Source organism: Sorangiineae bacterium MSr12523, from assembly GCA_037157775.1.
In the GTDB taxonomy this organism is placed as follows: domain Bacteria; phylum Myxococcota_A; class Polyangia; order Polyangiales; family Polyangiaceae; genus Pendulispora; species Pendulispora brunnea.
The window spans coordinates 9347171-9364392 of record CP089982.1 but is presented as its reverse complement, the minus strand read 5'-3'; the positions used below and the strand labels follow the sequence as shown (position 1 = coordinate 9364392).

The window sequence follows — 17222 nt, the reverse complement described above, 5'->3', positions numbered from 1 at the left end:
CAATGAAGCGCTAGTGAACTTTGTCGCGAAAGCGTGACGTTCAGGTAACCGGCTGGCGCTTCGAAATATGCGCGAGCTCCGGCACCTGTTGCGCCAATGCAACGTCAATCTCGTCGAGGGTCGCCTCCAACTCGTTGAAGTCGAGGTTTTCGAGCTCGAGCGCGGACGCCAGGACGATGCGATCCGCTTCCAGGCCATAACTGGAGTGGAGCAGCGACCCGGCGTTGAGCTCCAGGAGCTTGCGAAAGAGGGCCGGCGGATCCCCCGCGGCATCCCCAATGTGGACGCGCAAAACGACCAGGGGCGGGTCGATCCGCATGGCGATGGGCGGGAAGGCATCGCTCGTGTGTATGAGGTAGGTGTCCCGCTCCCCCTCGACCACGGAGTAGCGCCGATTCAGCTTTTCCAGGTAGGCCTCGACGTCCTTGATCGTACGCATCGCAGCGCCAGGTTAGTCGTTTGGTCCCATCACTGTCGACTCGGCCGAAGAATCCATCCAGAAGAGCCACAAAAAGCTGCTAGATTCGTGGGAGGAGTATGGGCGCAACGGAACCCGGATCGCTCGTTGGTACCGTCGTTGGCGGGCATTACAAGGTTCGCCAGCTTATCGGACAGGGCGGAATGGGGGAGGTCTATGCCGCCGATGGCAAGGCCGGCGAACAGGTGGCCCTCAAGGTCCTGCACGAGCGCGCAGCCCAGGATCCCGACTTGGTGGCGCGATTTCAACGCGAAGCGTCGATCGCCGCCCAGGTGCAATCGCCTTACGTGGCGCGCATTCTCGGGGCCGGCAAAGACCGCAATGGGCGATTGTGGATCGCGTTCGAACGGCTCACCGGCGAGGGCCTCGACGAACGATTGCGCCGCGAGCAATACATGTCCTTCGGTGACGTGGCGCCGGTGGTCGACGATGCGCTGCAGGGGCTCGATGCCGCCCATACCGCGGGGGTGATTCATCGGGACATCAAGCCCGCCAACCTGTTCGTCGAAAAGCGGCGCCTCACCGCGCGCGAAATTGCGGATGGCGAGTCCGAGGAGCGCACGCGCATTCTGGACTTCGGCATCAGCAAGGTGCGCAAAAACCGCAAGAGCGAGCCTTCGCTGACCGCGTTCGATGCCACTTTGGGTAGCTTCGCCTACATGGCGCCGGAGCAAGTGCGGGGCTCCGCACGGGTCGACGAGCGCGCGGATCTGTATGCGCTCGGCGCAGTCGCCTATCGGGCGCTCACCGGCCGGCTTCCGTTCGAGGGCTCCAATGCGCTCACGCTCATTGCGCTCAAATTGGATCGCGAGCCGCCGTCGCTTGCCGCCACCACCGGCGACGAGTGGCCCAGCGGCATCGAGCGCTTCCTGGAAAAAATGATGGCCCGCGACCGCGAGCGCCGCTTCCGTAGCGCGTCCGAGGCGCTGGAAGCGTGGCGCCGCGTGTGGCAGGTCATGGCGACCCTGCAGCTGCCGCCGCCGACGTTGCCGACCCGCCTCGAGCGCGACGACGATTCGACGCAGGTCACGTTCGCAGACAGCGCCTCTGGCGACCCAAGGCGCTGAGCGGACAGGCTACTTCGTTCCGACGCAGGGACCGCCGTCGGGTGGAGGAGTGAGGCCTCCGTTCGCGCGAAGCCAAGGGCACACGCGCTTGGCACTCTCCGTGACACCGCCATCGGCGAGCGGCGGGTCATCGTAGGCGACGCCCAGCTGGTACTGCCGGCAATTGAGCGTGTCGCCCCTTTGCGTCAGCTCGTTTTGCGAGGAATCGAAGTTGAACGCGGGCGTATTTCCCCCGGTACCGAGGTCTTTTCCACACGCATTGAGGCACGCCCCCTCGTCTTGGAAGGGCACGTCGGTGGGGGGCACGCCCGCGGCTTTGAGCGCGGCCGGATCGCAGATCGCGAGCGCAAGATGGCAGAAGGTGGCGCATCGACCGCTCGCCCCAGAGTCCACCGCGCCCGAGCACGTGCCGCCACCCGAGAGGCCGGCGTGCGGACAATGCTTGCCCGGATCGCCCTGCGCAGGCGCATCCGCGTGCCAGATGCGGCAGTAAATCGAATCGACTCCGTTCTCGTCGCTGGGCTGTCCGAGATCCATCTTCGAGCATGCGTGGCGACAGCCCTCGTTCGAAAGGTATTGCGCCGTAGGCTCGCCCTTGGGCTGATTTCGCACCTCGCCCTGGCAATGTTCTCCAACGATTCTGCAGTAATTCTCACAGGCAGCGGCGGCGTTTCCAGGATCCGAATCCGCACCAGCATCCGAAAGGAAGGCATCGTTCCCACCATCTTGACCGGACGGCGGACCGCTTCCGTTGCTGTCATCGCCGCTGCACGCTGAAAAGATCCAGGCTGCAAAGCTAAGGGCTGCGAGTCCAATCCCGTATCGCCACTTCATCGGTTCAAGCTCTCAGTGGGCTCCTGAGACGCGCAAGCTTTTTCTTGCGGCATACAACCTGTTGCGAAAGCCCGGTGCAGTCGTGCTAAAACCTACCCCGTGGACGCAACCATCGTCGCGAAGGGCAAATACGAAGTTCGCGGCGGCGCACTGAACATCACGAAGGGCACCGGCAACAAGCCTTCCCTAGAGATAGGCGCCGATACCCTGGTCGTTGGCCGCAATGAGGCCTGCGATCTCGTGCTGGACGACCGGAAGGTCAGCGCCGTGCACATGGAGCTCGTGGCGACCGAACGCGGCGTTCGCGTTCGCGATCTCGGTTCTCGTAACGGCACGTTCGTCGGAGACACGCGCATTGGCGAGGTTTTCCTCACCAAGCCCACGTCGATCCTCTGCGGCGACACCTTGCTCGAGTTCAGCCCGAACAATCCCGAGCAGGTGAACGTCCCCGAGGCCGCCGAATTCGGGCCGCTCGTCGGAAGCAGCGCCGGCATGCGGGCGGTGTTCGAGCGCCTCCGCAAGGCGGCACCCACCGAGCTCACGGTGCTCATCACCGGCGAAACCGGAACCGGAAAGGAGCTCGTGGCGCAAGCCATCCACGGCGCCAGCGAACGGAAGAACAAGCCGTTCGTGGTCGTGGACTGCGGCTCCATCCCCGCGTCGCTCGCCGAAAGCGCATTGTTCGGCCACGAGCGCGGCTCGTTCACGGGCGCCATCGACAAGCGCATTTCGCCCTTCGTCGAGGCCGACGGTGGAACCATCTTCCTCGACGAGCTCGGGGAGCTTCCCGTCGACGTGCAGCCCAAGCTACTGCGCGCACTCGCCGAGCAGCGCATCAAGAGCGTTGGCTCCAACAGCTATCGCCCGGTGAACGTCCGCGTCGTCGCCGCCACCCGTCGCGATCTCGTTCGCGAGGTGAATGACGGCAACTTCCGCTCCGACCTTTATTTTCGTGTCGCGCAGATCAAGATCGAGCTCCCGGCGCTGCGTCATCGCCTCGAGGACATCCCCGCATTGGTGCGGCGGATGCTCACCGATATGGGCGACAAGCAGGCCTACAACCGCATCCCGCACGACTCGCTCGAGCGCTTGATGCGGCACGACTGGCCGGGCAACGTGCGCGAGCTGCGCAACGTCGTTGCCGTGGCCCTCGCCTTCGGCAAAGAGGGGACGCTCGACGTGGCGCAGCATCTTGCGCCACTGACGACGACCGCGACGGACTCGACGCCGACACGCGGGCGCACCTTCCAGGATGCCAAGCGCGATGTCCTCGCCCGCTTCGAGCGCGATTACTTCACGGCGCTGTATGCGGAGTGCAACGGCAACGTCAGCGAAATCGGACGCCGTGCCGCCATGGAGCGTGCTCATGTGCGTGGATATTTGCGGCGACACGGTATCGGTACGCCGGATCGCATCGACAAGCCGTAGGCAGGTTTGGGGGGCTCCGCCGCCCCAAGCCCCCGAAATAGAGCGCGTTCCATGCTTGGAGCCTCCCTGAGTCACTCCATCCTCGATAGGGGGCGATATGCTGGGTTGCGGCACAGCGCCTGCGGCCCAACACTTGTATGCAGGAGTCCTTCCTAGAGCATGACGCCCCGGCCTCGATCCATTTCCTACATTTCTCTGACGGTGAGCGCGCTTTGCGCGGCCATCGCCGGACGGATGGCGTGGGATCAACCCCGACTGCTTCTCCCGTTTGCCCTCATCGTCATTCTGATGATGATGCCCGCCTATTTTGCCCGCCGGCGCATGCGCCGCCTGTTGATGAGCGGTGATCCGGAGCGGGTTCTCGGCACCTGGCAAGGGTCGCTGCAGCGCGTGATGTACCCGGAGACGATGGCACCGTTGATGGTGGCCACGGCCTACGCGGCGTACGGCTGGATCGATGCAGCCCGCACGGCGTTGGAACGCGCCGTTCGCGGTCCCGCGTGGGAGGCAGCGCTCGAGCAGCGGCTGTTCATCGAGACCTTGCTCGACACCTTCGAGGGCGCGCGCGGTGCGGCGGTCGAAAAGGCCGAGGTTCTCGAGAAAATGCCGATGCCAGCGGCCTCGTTCTTCGCCCGGCTGCGCATCGCGCGGCTGCGTCGCGGGCTTCTCGCGATGGCTCGCGCGTTTGCGCATACGAGCCGCGACTCGGATGCCCGCGCCCTGCGTGCGGCTGCGTCGACTTCACCGCTGATTCACTGGGCCATGCGTTACGCAGCCGCGGTCATCGCAATCGATCATGGCAAGAAGGCTGATGTACCGTCGATCCTGGCGGGCGCCCCCATCTGGCCGGAATCGAGTGCTTTCCGCCATTTCCACAACGAGATCCTCGCCGCCTCGGGAAATCGCGTTCCGTAGAAGTCGGTAAAGCGATGGCGTAAGAAGTGATATCGTCCTCGACTCGATGACGGCTTCCAAGTCCGGGCAAGGTGGGGGGCAGGTCAACAAAGCCAAGGTCCTCTACGCGGACGACGAAGATGACGTTCGTGACGTCTTCAACATCGTCTTCGCGGGCGAGTTCGACGTCACATGCGTTGCCGATGGCGAGCAGGCGCTCACGGCGATGTCGCATGAGGCCTTCGACGTGCTCGTCACCGACATGCGCATGGAGCCAATGCGAGGCTCGGAGCTTCTCGCGCGTGCGTACGAGCAGTTCCGCGACACGCAGCGGATCCTTCTCACCGGCTACAGCGATCACGACGATCTCGCGGCGGCGGTCAACCTCGGCCACGTGTTCGCGTACGTGCAGAAGCCGTGGGACGCGGAGCAGTTGAGGCTGACGATCCTGCGCGCGGTCGAGCAGCGTCAGCTCGAATTGGAGAACCGGCGCCTGGTGGAGGAGCTCACCTCGGCGAACGCGCGCCTCAAGGACGACCTCGAGTCGGTCGCACGTGCGGTGCCGCCGCGCCCGCGTCTTCACGTGACGTCGCCGCCGATGGCGAAGGTGTTCGAGCAGGTCGTCGCCGTTGCCGGAACCGAAGCGAGCGTTCTGCTGTACGGCGAGACCGGCGTCGGCAAGGAGCTGGTCGCCTCCGCCATTCACGAGCGCAGTGCACGCAAGCGGGCTCGCTTCGTCGCGCAGAACCTGGCCGCGCTTCCCCAGGAGCTCATGGCCAGCGAGCTATTCGGCCATGCGCGCGTTCCGGGTTCGCCGGGATCGCTGCCACCGACGGCGACGCCCCGGCGCGGTTTGTTCGAGCTCGCCGACGGCGGCACGCTCTTCTTGGATGAAATTGCCGAGGCGCCGTTGGCGCTGCAAGCGATGCTCGTGCGTGCCCTGGAGTCGCGCGAAATCTGGCCGGTGGGCGCAACCGAACCGCGCCCCATCGACGTGCGCATCGTGGCGGCGACGAATCGCGACTTGTTGGCGGATGCAAAGGAGGGCCTCTTCCGGCTCGACCTTTATTATCGGCTCGCGGTGGCGCCGATTTACATTCCGCCGCTGCGCGAGCGGCCGGAGGACGTGCGCGGCTTGGGGGCGCCGATGCTCGAGGCAGCCGCGCGGCGCATGGGACGCATGCTGCCACGGCTGACCGACGCCGCGTGGGCCGTCCTGGAGCGCCATACGTGGCCAGGGAATGTGCGCGAGCTGTCCAACTTGATGGAGCGCATCGCCATCTACCACGCGGGAGAAGAGGTGGAGGCGGACGAGCTCGGGCTGCCAACTCAGGTGCCAGCTACGTCGCCGTGGGGCTCGACGGAAAGCGGATCCCGCCTTGGCACGGGACCCGTCAGCGTGCGGAACCTTGGTTCGTTGCGAAACCTGCCGGCGGCTCTCCCGTCGGCGCCCGCCATCGGGGCGGGAATGGGCCGAGATGCCGACACCATCGTGCTCAGAGTGCCCGAGACGGGAACGACCTTCGACGATATCGAGCGTGAAATTTTGGTGCAGATCTTGGCACGCGCCGAGGGCAACCAGTCGCGGGCGGCGCGTTCGCTCGGGCTGAGCGAAAGCACCCTGCGAAGTCGCCTGAAACGACTCGGTTTGAAGGGATAATGAGCTAGACTCGAGTGCGATGGCGGTAACGGGCCCGGCAACGAAGGCCACGCAGCGTGCGCGGATGCCCAACATCACCAAGTACGAGGTGATCGAGGAGATCGGCCATGGCGGCATGGCCACCGTCTACCGTGCACACGATCCCCGTCTCTGTCGTGACGTCGCGATTAAAGTCATTCACCGGCACCTCCGGGACTCGGTCGAAATTGCGCACCGGTTCTTCGTCGAGGCGAAGGCCGTCGCCAAGCTGCGCCACCCGAACATCGTCGAGGTGTACGACGTCTCCTCGCCCGACGAGGAGGAGCAGTACCTCGTCAACGAGCTCGTGCGCGGGCGCTCCCTGCGCAAGCTCCTCGAGGCGCACGGCGCGCTACCGCCCGAGGTGGGCGCGCAGATCGCGCAGGAACTGCTCGCCGCGCTTTCGCACGCGCACGGCGCCGGCGTCATCCATCGCGACATCAAACCGGAGAACGTCATCATCGAGTTTTCCGACGAGGGCGTGAAGGTCAAGTTGACCGACTTCGGCATCGCCAAGCTGCTCGACAGCCAGGGCGTGACGTCGACGGGGCAGGTGCTCGGCAGCCCCGCGCACATGGCCCCGGAGCAGATCGAGGGCGGCGAGGTCGATGCACGGGCCGACGTGTTCGGCACGGGCGTCTTGCTCTACGAATGCCTCGTGGGGCATCTGCCCTTCGAAGGCAGCAACCCCGCGCAGGTGCTCCGTCGTGTGCTCGAGGGCATCTACCCGAGCGCCGAGCACGAACGTGCCACGGTGGGGAAAAATTGGAGCGTGCTCCTCGATCGCGCGCTGCATCGAACCGTGGAAGGGCGCTTCGCGGATGCCAACCAGATGCGCGAGGCGCTGGGCGACGAATTGCGCCGCTTGAACGTGACGAGCGCGTCCGGCGACCTCGATGCATGGATGGCCGATCCCGAGGGCTACCGTGCGAAGCACCAGGCGGCGATCATCCCGCGCTTGTGCACCCTGGCGAAGGAAGCGCGCCAGCGGGGCGACGCCATCGCGGCAGCGGCGGACTACAACCGCGCGCTGGCCTATGCGCCGGAGGATCAGGCGCTTCTCCGCATCGTGGCCACGATGCATCGCTCGGAGGAGCGACGGCGCTTGATGAAGCGCCTCGCGCCGGTGGTGCTCTGTGCCGTTGCGTGCGGTGCCATCGCGTTCTTCGCGGTGCGGGCTTACCGCGCGCCCGTGGTGGTGGTGGACGAAGTGCCGGCGCCCTCGGCTTCCGCGATCGCGCTTCCGGAGACGCCGTCGCCATCGGCGATCGCGCCGGATCCTGCTTCGGCGCCTTCGTCCTCAGCGGTGCGGATTTCCGGAAGGCTGCCGGTGGCGAATCCCCCGGCGCCGTCACGTTCGAGCGCGACCAAGGTGGCGACGCGCGACATCGTATTTCGTAGCTTCATGCCGCAGTTCGGCATCCGTGTGGCCGTGGACGGGGAGGCGCCGGCGGAGGTCGAGGTTGGCGGCCACGTGACGGTGGACGCGCAGAGGCACGTGCTCACGTTCACGTGCAAGAACGACGCGTGTGAGCCCAAACAGCGCGTGGTGTCAGCCGGGGAAGGGAACGAGGAGCTGGAGGTGAGCCTCAGCATCAAGCCCGCGTCCCTGGTCGTCCAAGGCGATGCGCATGCATCCTACACGATTCAAGAGCAGCCGACGGTCATGCTGCGGGCCGGCATCCAGAGCCGGGTGCCGATGAACGTGTCGCGGACCACCGTCCATGTCGTGGAGCTCCCCTCGGGACGCACCGAGCCAGTGACTTTGTCGGCCGGACAGCAGTCGGAAGTGGTGTTCGGGCTCGCAACGGACGAGTAAGGGGCTAACATCGCGAGCCTCTCTTCATGCGTTCCGTGCGCCCGCTTTTTTCCGCCATGGTGGTTGCCGCCTGTCTGACGACCGGCGCCGTGGTGCATGCGGACGAGCAGTCGGACCTCGAAAAAGGCCGCAACGCGTACCTCGCGCGGCAGTACGACGAGGCCGATGCCCGTTTTCGGGCGATGTTGGCGCCGAAAACCGGCACCGTGCGGGATCCGAATCTGGTCACGCAGGCGCTGATGTACTGGGGAGCGGTGAAGATCGCGCAGCGGCGTCCGCAGGAGGCGGCGGGGCTGTTCGAGCAGGTGCTCTTCAAGAATCCGCAGTACGAACCGGATCCTCTGAGCTTTCCCACCGCGGTTCTGGACGCCTTCAGCGACACCCGCAGCCGCATTCGCGAGCGCTTGAACGCGCAGGCCCGAGAGATGGCCCGCCGCGACGCCGAGCGACGCGTCCGCGAGGAAGAGGACAAGCAGAAGCAACTCGAGCGCACGCGCATTTTGGAGCGCATGGCGAGCGAGGAGAAGATCACGGTGAAGCACTCGCGCATCGTGGCGTTCGTGCCCTTCGGAGCGGGGCAATTCCAAAATGGGTCGAAGGCCCTCGGTTGGTTCTTCTTCGGGGCCGAGACGTTGTTCTTGGCAGCCGGAACGCTGGCCATCCCGTTCTACTATTCCGAGAAAGCCGCCTTCGTCGACGCGTACAACGATCCCTCCGGAACGACGCAAACCGCCGACGCCCGCGAGCACTACGATCGGGCGCGAACGTGGGGCTTCATCAACAGCCTCGCATACAGCGCCTTCCTCGTGACCGCGGTCGCGGGCATCGTCGAAGCCAACGCGCGCTTCGAGCCCCAAACCGTCATCGTGCGCAGACGCCCCATCCCGCCCCCAGTGTCATTGGTCCCCGCACTGGGGCCGGGGGGAGGGGGGGTAGGGGTAAGGATCTCGTTTTGAGGTGGGGCGCGCGCGTTGAAGGCTTAGAAGACGTGCACGAGCGCGAGCGCGTGCACGATCACGATCACGATCACGATCACGATCACGATCACGATCACGGGGACGAACACGGGCACGGGTGTGCGCCGGCGTAAGCTCAAGCTCGGCACTACCCGCAAGCGCGTGCTCGTCCTCGTGATCGTGATCGTCTCCCGTGATCGTGCACGTGCACGTGCACGCGCTCGTGCACGATCCTTTAGCGCATCACTGCGCGACCGAGAGCTGGACCAATTCGTTCACTTCCTCCGCCGAAATCGCTCCATCTGCGACGGTGGCGCCGTTCTGCCGAATCGGGAGCCACAGAAAATCGGGATGGTCGTTCTTGCTGCGGCCGACCCATTCCCCTCCGATGATTTCACCCGTGGTGTCTAGCTCGAGGATGTAACTGTAGCGTGACCCTCGGGTGTATTCGTCGATGCGAGAAGAGAGATTGCCCTCGTGGGGGCCAGACTCCGTGATGTACGTCACCTCCGTGGTGACGTGCACGAACGTGACGGCTTTCGGATTGAACAAGTAAGCCGAGGGCGCACTTTCCGAATCGCCCACCACGAGCGCATTGGCTTGTTGGCTCGAGATCGTTTCGGTCGAGAGTACTTTGAAGCCACGCAGAGGCTGATTCCAAACTTGGTAATCATACGTCCGATCTTCGACGAACGACTGTTTGCGAATGCCCAAATAATTGGCCAGCAAGATGTGCAAAGTACCCGGATTGGTATCGCGGCAATCGGAGCGGGGCCGGCCATATTCGTCCGGATCCATATCCTCTTCTTCGGAATTGCAACGCAGCGACACGAATTTCGTCGTTACCGCTTCGTGAAGCAACGAAGCGAGCGCTTTGATGTCCTGCACGTGGAACGTGACGCCGTTTTTGACCACGTCGTGCTGGGGCTCGGGGGCCAGAATCGCGGCCGGCGCCCAGGCGTGGCAGATACCGAACCATGTCGGAATGCAGCGCCCGCGGGTCTCGCCGGCTCGCTTTGCGCATGCTTCGCCTTGGTTGGAATCGCATTGTGAACTCTTCGTGCAGCTGCGGCGCCCCGAATGCGCATCGACACCCGATGTGCGCGAAACCGCATTTTCCACGCCGGAGCGGCCGAAGGCCAACTCGTACTTCTTTGCCGGCGAATCGGAATTCGGTCCATCCCAGCGGTAATTGATCCCATCCTTGAACGTGGGCCAATAGCTGCCGGCCCAAGGAATCTTCGCAGCTTCACCATTCGTGGGAAGATTCGATAAGCGTTTTTCCAAATTCGACGTGAACAATGAGGGATTGTCGCGCGGAGACCAGGCCTCCGGTTGTTTGACGCTGCCGCTTCGCTCCTGCAGTCCATCGCTGCCTTGCGAACTGCAGGCTGCGGCCATGAGCAAAAATGGCAATGCGACCACGAATTGCGCTCTCAACATGGAAAATTTCCTTCGTCCGTGGGCGGAAGGGCTACCTACCGACCTGAAGACGCTTGTGGTGGATGAAATCCAAATCCGTGCAAATCCCTCGCAGCGGCAATGGGCAACGCTGCGGGTTCGAGACTCCATGCCATCGAAATCGTATTTCGATGGAGGGGATTGCTTGTTGCGGTATTTAGAATAACGAGATGTGCGACGTCAATACGTCAAAAATTCAAAATTTCGTTCGGTCCAACGAACATCGTTGAATGACGGATGGCCTGTGCCGACTCGTTCCGTCTCGTTATGTGTTCACAACGCGCGGCGGACGAAGAGCTCTTCCAACGTTTCGCGCTTCGGCGTCACGCTCACCACCCGCGCGCCGCGTGCGAGAGCGCGCTCGAGCACGTCAGCGATCTCGGCTTCACCATTGGCAATGATGATATCCGTCTTCTGATTTTCAATTAACGTTATTTCGGTTCGAAACGTTTCATCCAACACACCGGCGAGTGGCCCCTCGAAGGCCACGCTTCCCGAGCGCAGAATGCACACGCGATCGCAGAGCAACTCGACATCGCTGAGCACATGGCTCGAGAGCAGCACGGAGTTGCCCTTTGCCTTTTGCTCCAATACGAGATCGCGCACGTGCTTTCGCCCGGCCGGATCGAGTCCGCCCATGGGTTCGTCCAGAATGAGCAACTCGGGCTCGTGCACCAGCGCCGCGGCCAGGGCTACCCGCTGCAGCGTGCCCTTGGACAGCGTGCGCGCGGGGCGATCGATCGTGTCACCCACGCCCGTGCGCGCCAGTGCTTCCGACACCCGTGCGGCCGGCTCGCGCATGTCGCTCAGACGCGCGCACAGCGTGACGAACTCGCGCGGCGACAGGTGCGGGTGCACGTACGGGTTCTCCGGGAGGAAGCCGACCTTTCGCAAGCTGTCGTGCGAAAACGGCGCCCCGAACAGCGACGCGCTGCCCGACGTGGGGGCGACGAGGCCCGTGATCATCTTCAAGGTCGTGCTCTTGCCCGCGCCATTCGGCCCGAGAAAGCCATAGACCTGACCGCGCTCCACCTCGAACGAGACGCCGCGTACGGCCTCGATGGACTTCGACGAGAACGGCTTGCGAAACGTCTTGGCGAGCTTCGAGACGGCGAGAACGGGGACGTCCTCCAAGATGCGCTAGTCCCGCTCGCGTCGCGTGCTGGCGGGCGTGGCGTTCGGCAAGCCCAGTGCGCCCGTCGTCCCGTACTCGTGCAGCTTGTACTGGATCTTGCGCGTGGAGACGCCGAGCAGCATCGCAGCTTTCGACGTGGAGCCACCGCAAGCCTCGAGCGTCTTCAGGATCGCGTAGCGCTCCAGATCCGCAATCGTGGAACCCGGGATGGGCGGCGCGCCCTCGCGTTGCGTTTGCGGCACCAACGTGGGCGGCAGATGACGAGCCTCGATCTGCGTGCCCTCGCAGAGCACCACCGCGCGTTCGACGGCGTTTTCCAGCTCGCGCACGTTGCCAGGCCACGCGTAGCTCGCCAGGCGCTCGAGTGCCTCGTCGCTGATGCCCTCGATGTTGCGCCCGTTCTCGGCCGCATAGCGGCGCAGAAAAAAGCTGGCCAGCGCCGGGATGTCGCTCCGGCGATCGCGCAGCGGCGGCAAATTGATGGTCACCACGTTGAGGCGGTAGAAAAGGTCTTCGCGGAAGCGGCCCTTTTTGATCTCCTCCTGCAGATCGCGGTTCGTCGCGCAGATGACGCGGACGTCGACCTTGAGGGTCTCGTTGCCGCCCACGCGCTCGAAGGTGCGCTCCTGAAGGAAGCGCAAGAGCTTCACCTGCGTTCCCAGCGGAATCTCACCGATCTCGTCAAGGAACAAGGTGCCGCCGTCGGCCTGCTTGAACCGGCCATCGCGCCGGCCCACCGCACCGGTGAATGCGCCACGCTCGTGGCCGAAAAGCTCGCTCTCGAGGAGCGACTCGGCCAGCGCCGCGCAGTTGAGCCGGACGAACGGTTTCTGCACGCGCGGCGAGGCGGCGTGGATCGATTCGGCGATGAGCTCCTTACCCGTGCCGCTCTCACCCATGATGAGCACGCTCGCCCGGCTCGGCCCCACTTGGGCGACCAGCTCGAGGATCTCGTGCATCTTGGCGTCGTCGCTGACGATGAGGCCGAAGGCGTTGCGCTCGCGCAGCCGATCGCGGAGCTGACGCGCTTCCTGCAGAAGCCGCGCTTTTTCCATCGCGCGCTCGACGATCGCGCTGAGCGACTCGAACTCGAGCGGCTTCGTCAGGTAGTTGTCCGCGCCCTTTTTGACGGCCGCGACGGCGCTGGAAATGGTGCCGAACGCGGTCATCACCACGAACACGGCACCCGGCGCCGCGGCGCGGGCCTTGTCCATGAAGGTGATGCCGTCGAGCCCGGGCATTTTCAGGTCGGTCAGGATGACGTCGGGCGCGAATTCTTCCAGCTTGCCCAGGGCCTTGAAGCCGTCGGCGGCCGTTTCCGTGGCGTAACCCTCTTCGTGGAGGATTTCGCTCAGCGCCGCGCGGGCGTTGGCCTCGTCATCGACGATTAAAATGCGGCCACGCGCGTTTTGCGCCCGGTGCCGTGTCGTCCGGTTGGCGGCCGGGGTGCCGCCGGGCGGCGTGCCCACAATGGGGGAGGAGGAGCGGTCGTCAGAATTTTCCATGGGCGTAGGCGGATCGGGCGGTTAACCCCTAGTATATCAGGAACACAGTGTGCTTCCGTCCAGGGGGGCGAGCCCACTTTTAACGCAGCGACCGCGGGCACGCGTGTCGCTCTTGCATGAGAGGCCTCAGGGCGCTATCTTCCGCGCGCCTCAGTTGGTGGTTTTCCACGCGCGGACCCCAAACCCGGGGCACCGCGTTTTTTTTCGCATGGACTCGAACACGAACACCACACCTTCCTACGACCGAGCACGGTTAAAAGCCGTTATTTTGCCGATCGTGTCCGCACACGGTGCGGAGCTGGTGGATATCGAGCTGAAAACGGAGCAAGCCGGCTGGGTCCTTCGGGTCTACGTCGAAAAACTCGGGAGCGCCGAAAGTCATGCCAGCACGCGTGATGCCGCGGTCAATCTCGAGCTTTGCGCCCAAATCGCACGGGATTTGAGCCCGGCGCTCGATGTGGCCGATCCGATTCCCCATCGTTACAATCTCGAGGTCAGCTCCCCTGGCGTGGAGCGGCCGCTCCGTGACGAACGCGACTTCGCCCGGTTTGCGGGAGAGAAAGCGCGTTTGAAGCTAAAAACTGCGACCCCGGAAGGACAAAAGGTCATCACGGGCATTCTGGGGGAGCCCAAAGAAGGCGTGGTCACCGTTCAAGACGGCGGACGCACCCACGAAGTTTCACTCGAAAACATCGCTGCCGCGCGACTGGTTTTCGAATTTGGTCCGGCGCCGAAGCCCGGCTCCGCAAAAGGCGGGGCCAAATCGTCCAAGCCCGGCAAACCTGGCAAGCACCCTTCTCGGTGAGAACAAGATGGCACTCAACCAGCAAAACCCAGCGCAGCCCGATTTGAACCTCCTTCAGGCCATCGACATGGTCGCGAAGGACAAGGGCATCGATAAGACCCGCCTCATCAAGACGGTGGAGGAGGCCATCCTCAAGGCCGCGCAGAGCGCGTTCGGCCCCACGCGCGAGCTCGAAGCTCGTTTCAACGAAGACAGCGGCCAGGTCGACCTCTTTCAGTACATGACCGTGGTCGAGGACGTGGCCGACGAAGATCGCGAGATCGCGGTCGAAGATGCGCAGCGCCTGGGCCTCGAGGCGGAGCTCGGCGAGGAACTCGGCTTCCAGATCTTCTGGCACCCCTCGGACGCGAAGAAGGCGGCCGAGCAGGACAAGGAATTCGGCGACCTGCTCAACGTGAAGCAGGCCCGCACCGCCTTCGGCCGAATCGCGGCGCAGACGGCCAAGCAGGTGCTCATCCAGCGCGTTCGCGACGAAGAGCGCGATCTCATCTTCAACGAGTACAAGGATCGCAAGGGTGAGCTCATCAAGGGTGTCGTCCGGCGCTTCGAGAAGGGGAACAACATCATCGTCGACCTGGGTCGCACGGAAGGCATTCTGCCGTTCCGCGAGCAGACCCCGCGCGAGACGTACCGCCCCGGCGACCGTATCGTTGCGTACGTGAAGGACATCGACCGCGAGGCGCGTGGCCCGCAGGTCATTCTTTCGCGCAGCGATCCGAAGTTGGTCGAGAAGCTGTTCGAGGCGGAGGTCCCCGAGATCTACGAAGGCATCGTGCGCATCGTGGCGTGTGCACGCGAGCCGGGCGCGCGTTCGAAGATTGCGGTCACCAGCCGCGATGCGGACGTCGATCCGGTGGGCGCGTGCGTCGGCATGAAGGGCTCGCGCGTGCAGGCCGTCGTGCAGGAGCTGCGCGGCGAGAAGATCGACATCGTTCCCTACGACCGCGATCCGGCGCGCTTCGTGTGCGCGGCGATTCAGCCGGCGGAGGTCAACAAGGTCATCGTCGACGAAGCCGACGGGCGCATGGAGCTCGTGGTTCCCGACGAGAAGCTGTCCTTGGCCATCGGCCGCAAGGGACAGAACGTGCGTCTCGCGCACCATCTCACGGGCTGGCGCTTGGACATCATCAGCGAGTCCAAGTTCAAGCAGATGGAAGAAGAAGCCATCAGCGCGCTCCAGCAGCTGGACATGGTGACGGAGCCGGTGGCGCGCAGCATGTACCGACTCGGCTTCCGCGCCCTCGAGGAGCTGGCCGAGGCCACGGAGCAGGAGCTCGCGGCCATTCCGGGCATCGGCGGCGAAGAAGGCGCGACCAAGGTGCGCGAGGCGGCGGAGCAGACCATGGAGCGACTGCGCCAGGGTCGCATCTCGGCGGCGCTGAGCCGCACGGAGCCCCTCAGCGAGCGTGAGCGCTTCTTGTTCGTCCGCGGCGTGGGCGAGCGCACGGCGCAACTCCTCGAGGAGGCGGGTTACCGCCACGTCGAAGACGTGAACAAAGAGGAAGAGGACAAGCTGGCCATCAAGACCGGCCTCGGCATCAAGAAGGCCCGCGCCATCAAGCAGGGCGCCGAGCAGTTCCTCCAGAACGAGTGGAAGGTGATCGATTCCGCCCGTAAAGAGGCCGTCAAGGCCGCACAAGATTCGAAGACGGTTGTGGCACCGGCTTCCAAGGCAACCCTTTAGGATGGATGGAGAGACCAACGATCTTCATGAGTAAAGCGAACCCCCAACCACGAGGACACGGAAAGGCGCACGGTCGTACGTGCGTCGGCTGCGGAGAGAAGGACTCTCCGGCGGCGTTCGTGCGCCTCGTGTTGGTGGACGACGGGTCAGAGGCGAGTCGCGTCCTCGTGGACGTGGGGAACTCGTCGTTTGGGCGTGGAGCGCATGTGCATGCGCGCCGGGGCTGTCTCGAGAAGGCCTGCAAAGGGGGGCTCTCGCGCAGCTTCAAGACCCGGGTGGTGGCGAACGCTGCCGACCTGGGGTCGGAGATTGCGGCGGGCACGGACCGCCGGCTCGAAGGACTTCTTTTGGCCGCGCGCCGTTCGGGCTATCTCGTGCTCGGGGCAGACGCGGTGTGTGAACTGCTGGAACAGAGAAAGGACGTAGTGATCGTCGTCGCGCGCGATACGAAGACCGTGGTGTCGCGGCGTCCGATTGCCGAAGCGATTGCGGAAGGTCGCGCGATTGCCTGGGGCACGAAAGAAGGAGTGGGACGCCTCCTCGGTCGAGATGAAGTGGCACTCGTTGCGGTAACGAGCGCCAGCATCGCCTCGGAGCTGCGGGCGGTGTTTGCACAGGGTGATGCATGCAGGTTTTCGGGTGACGAGTCCGAAGGCCGGGCGGTCGCAGGCCTCGGACGTGTGTCCGCTGCGGTAAGCGAGGGTCGATGAGCAAAGTGCGCGTGTACGAAGTAGCCAAGCAGCTCAACCTCGATCCCAAGGCGGTCGTGGCACTGTTTCAGGCCGTTGGTATCAACGAGGTACGCAACCACATGAGCTCCGTGGAGCCGGAGGCGGTGGAGCGCGTAAAGCGGCACCTCGAGAAGCAGAAGACGCACGACGTCGTGGAGGAGCGCATTCGTCCGACGGTGGTGAAGCGCCGCGCGGTGGCAAAGCCAGGTGGTGCGCCCGTGCCCGCGGAATCGCGCCCATCGCTCTCGCGTTTGCCGTCCACCTCGCACGTGCCGCCCGCGCCCGCGAGCAGCCGCACCGACGTGTCGCTTCTCGATACGGATCACAACGGGCACGCCGATGGCACTGGTATCGCGGCGGCGGCAGCGCTGCGCGCGGATCGCCCGAGTGCCGATAGGCTTTCCAGTCGCAACGTGGCCGCCGAGGATCGGCGGAGCACGCGCGACGTATCCACGCAGATTCCCCCGGAGCGGGCGAGCGTGCATTCGCTCGAGAGCCTGGAGCAGCCTGTCGCTGCACCGCCTCCCCCCGTTTCCACGCCGGCGATTTCGACGCCCGTCCCGCCGGCCCGTGTCAGCTCGCCCCATGTCGAGCCGACCGACGATGTCGATAACACGGTCGCGGCTGCCGTTCCCGCGCCCGTCTCGGTTCATGAAATTCCCACGACGACGGAGGAACCGGTCGTGCAAGCCCCGCCGCCGGTCATACCGGCCCCGCGCGAATCGTCCCATGCGGTGACAGCCCCCC

14 protein-coding genes and 1 pseudogene are annotated in these 17222 nt (G+C 64.6%); 10 read left to right on the top strand and 5 right to left on the bottom strand.

Annotation, left to right across the window (positions count from 1 at the left end; translation table 11 throughout):
- Positions 1-40: 40 nt before the first annotated feature.
- The gene (locus LZC95_36475; GenBank protein ID WXA91935.1) at positions 41-439 is read right to left on the bottom strand and encodes a YbjN domain-containing protein; all 399 of its coding nucleotides are present in this window, start codon (positions 437-439) and stop codon (positions 41-43) included.
- A gap of 98 nt (positions 440-537) precedes the next feature.
- Here LZC95_36475 and LZC95_36470 point away from each other — a divergent pair, with 98 nt between their 5' ends.
- Complete coding sequence (locus tag LZC95_36470) at positions 538-1545, top strand: serine/threonine protein kinase (GenBank protein ID WXA91934.1); 1008 nt, start codon at positions 538-540, stop codon at positions 1543-1545.
- Between the two features lie 9 nt (positions 1546-1554).
- On the opposite strand, the gene LZC95_36465 is transcribed toward LZC95_36470, so the two are convergent.
- Positions 1555-2379, bottom strand: coding sequence for a hypothetical protein (locus tag LZC95_36465; protein WXA91933.1), 825 nt, complete (start codon positions 2377-2379; stop codon positions 1555-1557).
- Between the two features lie 99 nt (positions 2380-2478).
- On the opposite strand from LZC95_36465, the gene LZC95_36460 reads away from it, so the two are divergent.
- From LZC95_36460 to LZC95_36440, 5 genes are all read left to right on the top strand, one after another.
- A complete protein-coding gene (locus LZC95_36460; protein WXA91932.1) occupies positions 2479-3807 on the top strand; it encodes a sigma 54-interacting transcriptional regulator in 1329 nt (442 codons plus the stop codon).
- Between the two features lie 201 nt (positions 3808-4008).
- Positions 4009-4722, top strand: coding sequence for a hypothetical protein (locus tag LZC95_36455; protein WXA91931.1), 714 nt, complete (start codon positions 4009-4011; stop codon positions 4720-4722).
- A gap of 46 nt (positions 4723-4768) precedes the next feature.
- Positions 4769-6361, top strand: a complete 1593-nt coding sequence (locus LZC95_36450; protein ID WXA91930.1) for a sigma-54 dependent transcriptional regulator — start codon at positions 4769-4771, stop codon at positions 6359-6361.
- Positions 6362-6380: 19 nt separating this feature from the next.
- Positions 6381-8198 (top strand): serine/threonine protein kinase, encoded by a 1818-nt coding sequence (locus LZC95_36445; protein ID WXA91929.1) that lies wholly within the window; start codon positions 6381-6383, stop codon positions 8196-8198.
- A gap of 26 nt (positions 8199-8224) precedes the next feature.
- A complete protein-coding gene (locus tag LZC95_36440; GenBank protein WXA91928.1) occupies positions 8225-9154 on the top strand; it encodes a hypothetical protein in 930 nt (309 codons plus the stop codon).
- Positions 9155-9397: 243 nt separating this feature from the next.
- Here LZC95_36440 and LZC95_36435 read toward each other — a convergent pair whose 3' ends face one another.
- From LZC95_36435 to LZC95_36425, 3 genes are all read right to left on the bottom strand, one after another.
- Positions 9398-10597, bottom strand: a complete 1200-nt coding sequence (locus tag LZC95_36435) for a hypothetical protein (protein ID WXA91927.1) — start codon at positions 10595-10597, stop codon at positions 9398-9400.
- Positions 10598-10888: 291 nt separating this feature from the next.
- Positions 10889-11749, bottom strand: coding sequence for an ABC transporter ATP-binding protein (locus tag LZC95_36430; protein ID WXA91926.1), 861 nt, complete (start codon positions 11747-11749; stop codon positions 10889-10891).
- Positions 11750-11755: 6 nt separating this feature from the next.
- Complete coding sequence (locus LZC95_36425; GenBank protein WXA91925.1) at positions 11756-13255, bottom strand: sigma-54 dependent transcriptional regulator; 1500 nt, start codon at positions 13253-13255, stop codon at positions 11756-11758.
- A gap of 277 nt (positions 13256-13532) precedes the next feature.
- Here LZC95_36425 and LZC95_36420 point away from each other — a divergent pair, with 277 nt between their 5' ends.
- The 4 genes and pseudogenes from LZC95_36420 (at position 13533) to LZC95_36405 (ending at position 16543) form a co-directional block, all read left to right on the top strand.
- Complete coding sequence (locus tag LZC95_36420) at positions 13533-14060, top strand: ribosome maturation factor RimP (GenBank protein ID WXA91924.1); 528 nt, start codon at positions 13533-13535, stop codon at positions 14058-14060.
- A 7-nt stretch (positions 14061-14067) separates the two neighbouring features.
- Positions 14068-15744: a transcription termination factor NusA gene (gene nusA / locus LZC95_36415; GenBank protein WXA91923.1), complete on the top strand. Its 1677-nt coding sequence runs from the start codon at positions 14068-14070 to the stop codon at positions 15742-15744.
- Positions 15745-15770: 26 nt separating this feature from the next.
- On the top strand, positions 15771-16454 hold the full coding sequence (locus tag LZC95_36410; GenBank protein WXA91922.1) for a DUF448 domain-containing protein: 684 nt from the start codon (positions 15771-15773) through the stop codon (positions 16452-16454).
- Positions 16451-16543, top strand: a pseudogene (locus tag LZC95_36405) (translation initiation factor IF-2 N-terminal domain-containing protein). The gene LZC95_36410 and the pseudogene LZC95_36405 overlap by 4 nt, the downstream one beginning before the upstream one ends.
- Positions 16544-17222: the final 679 nt, after the last annotated feature.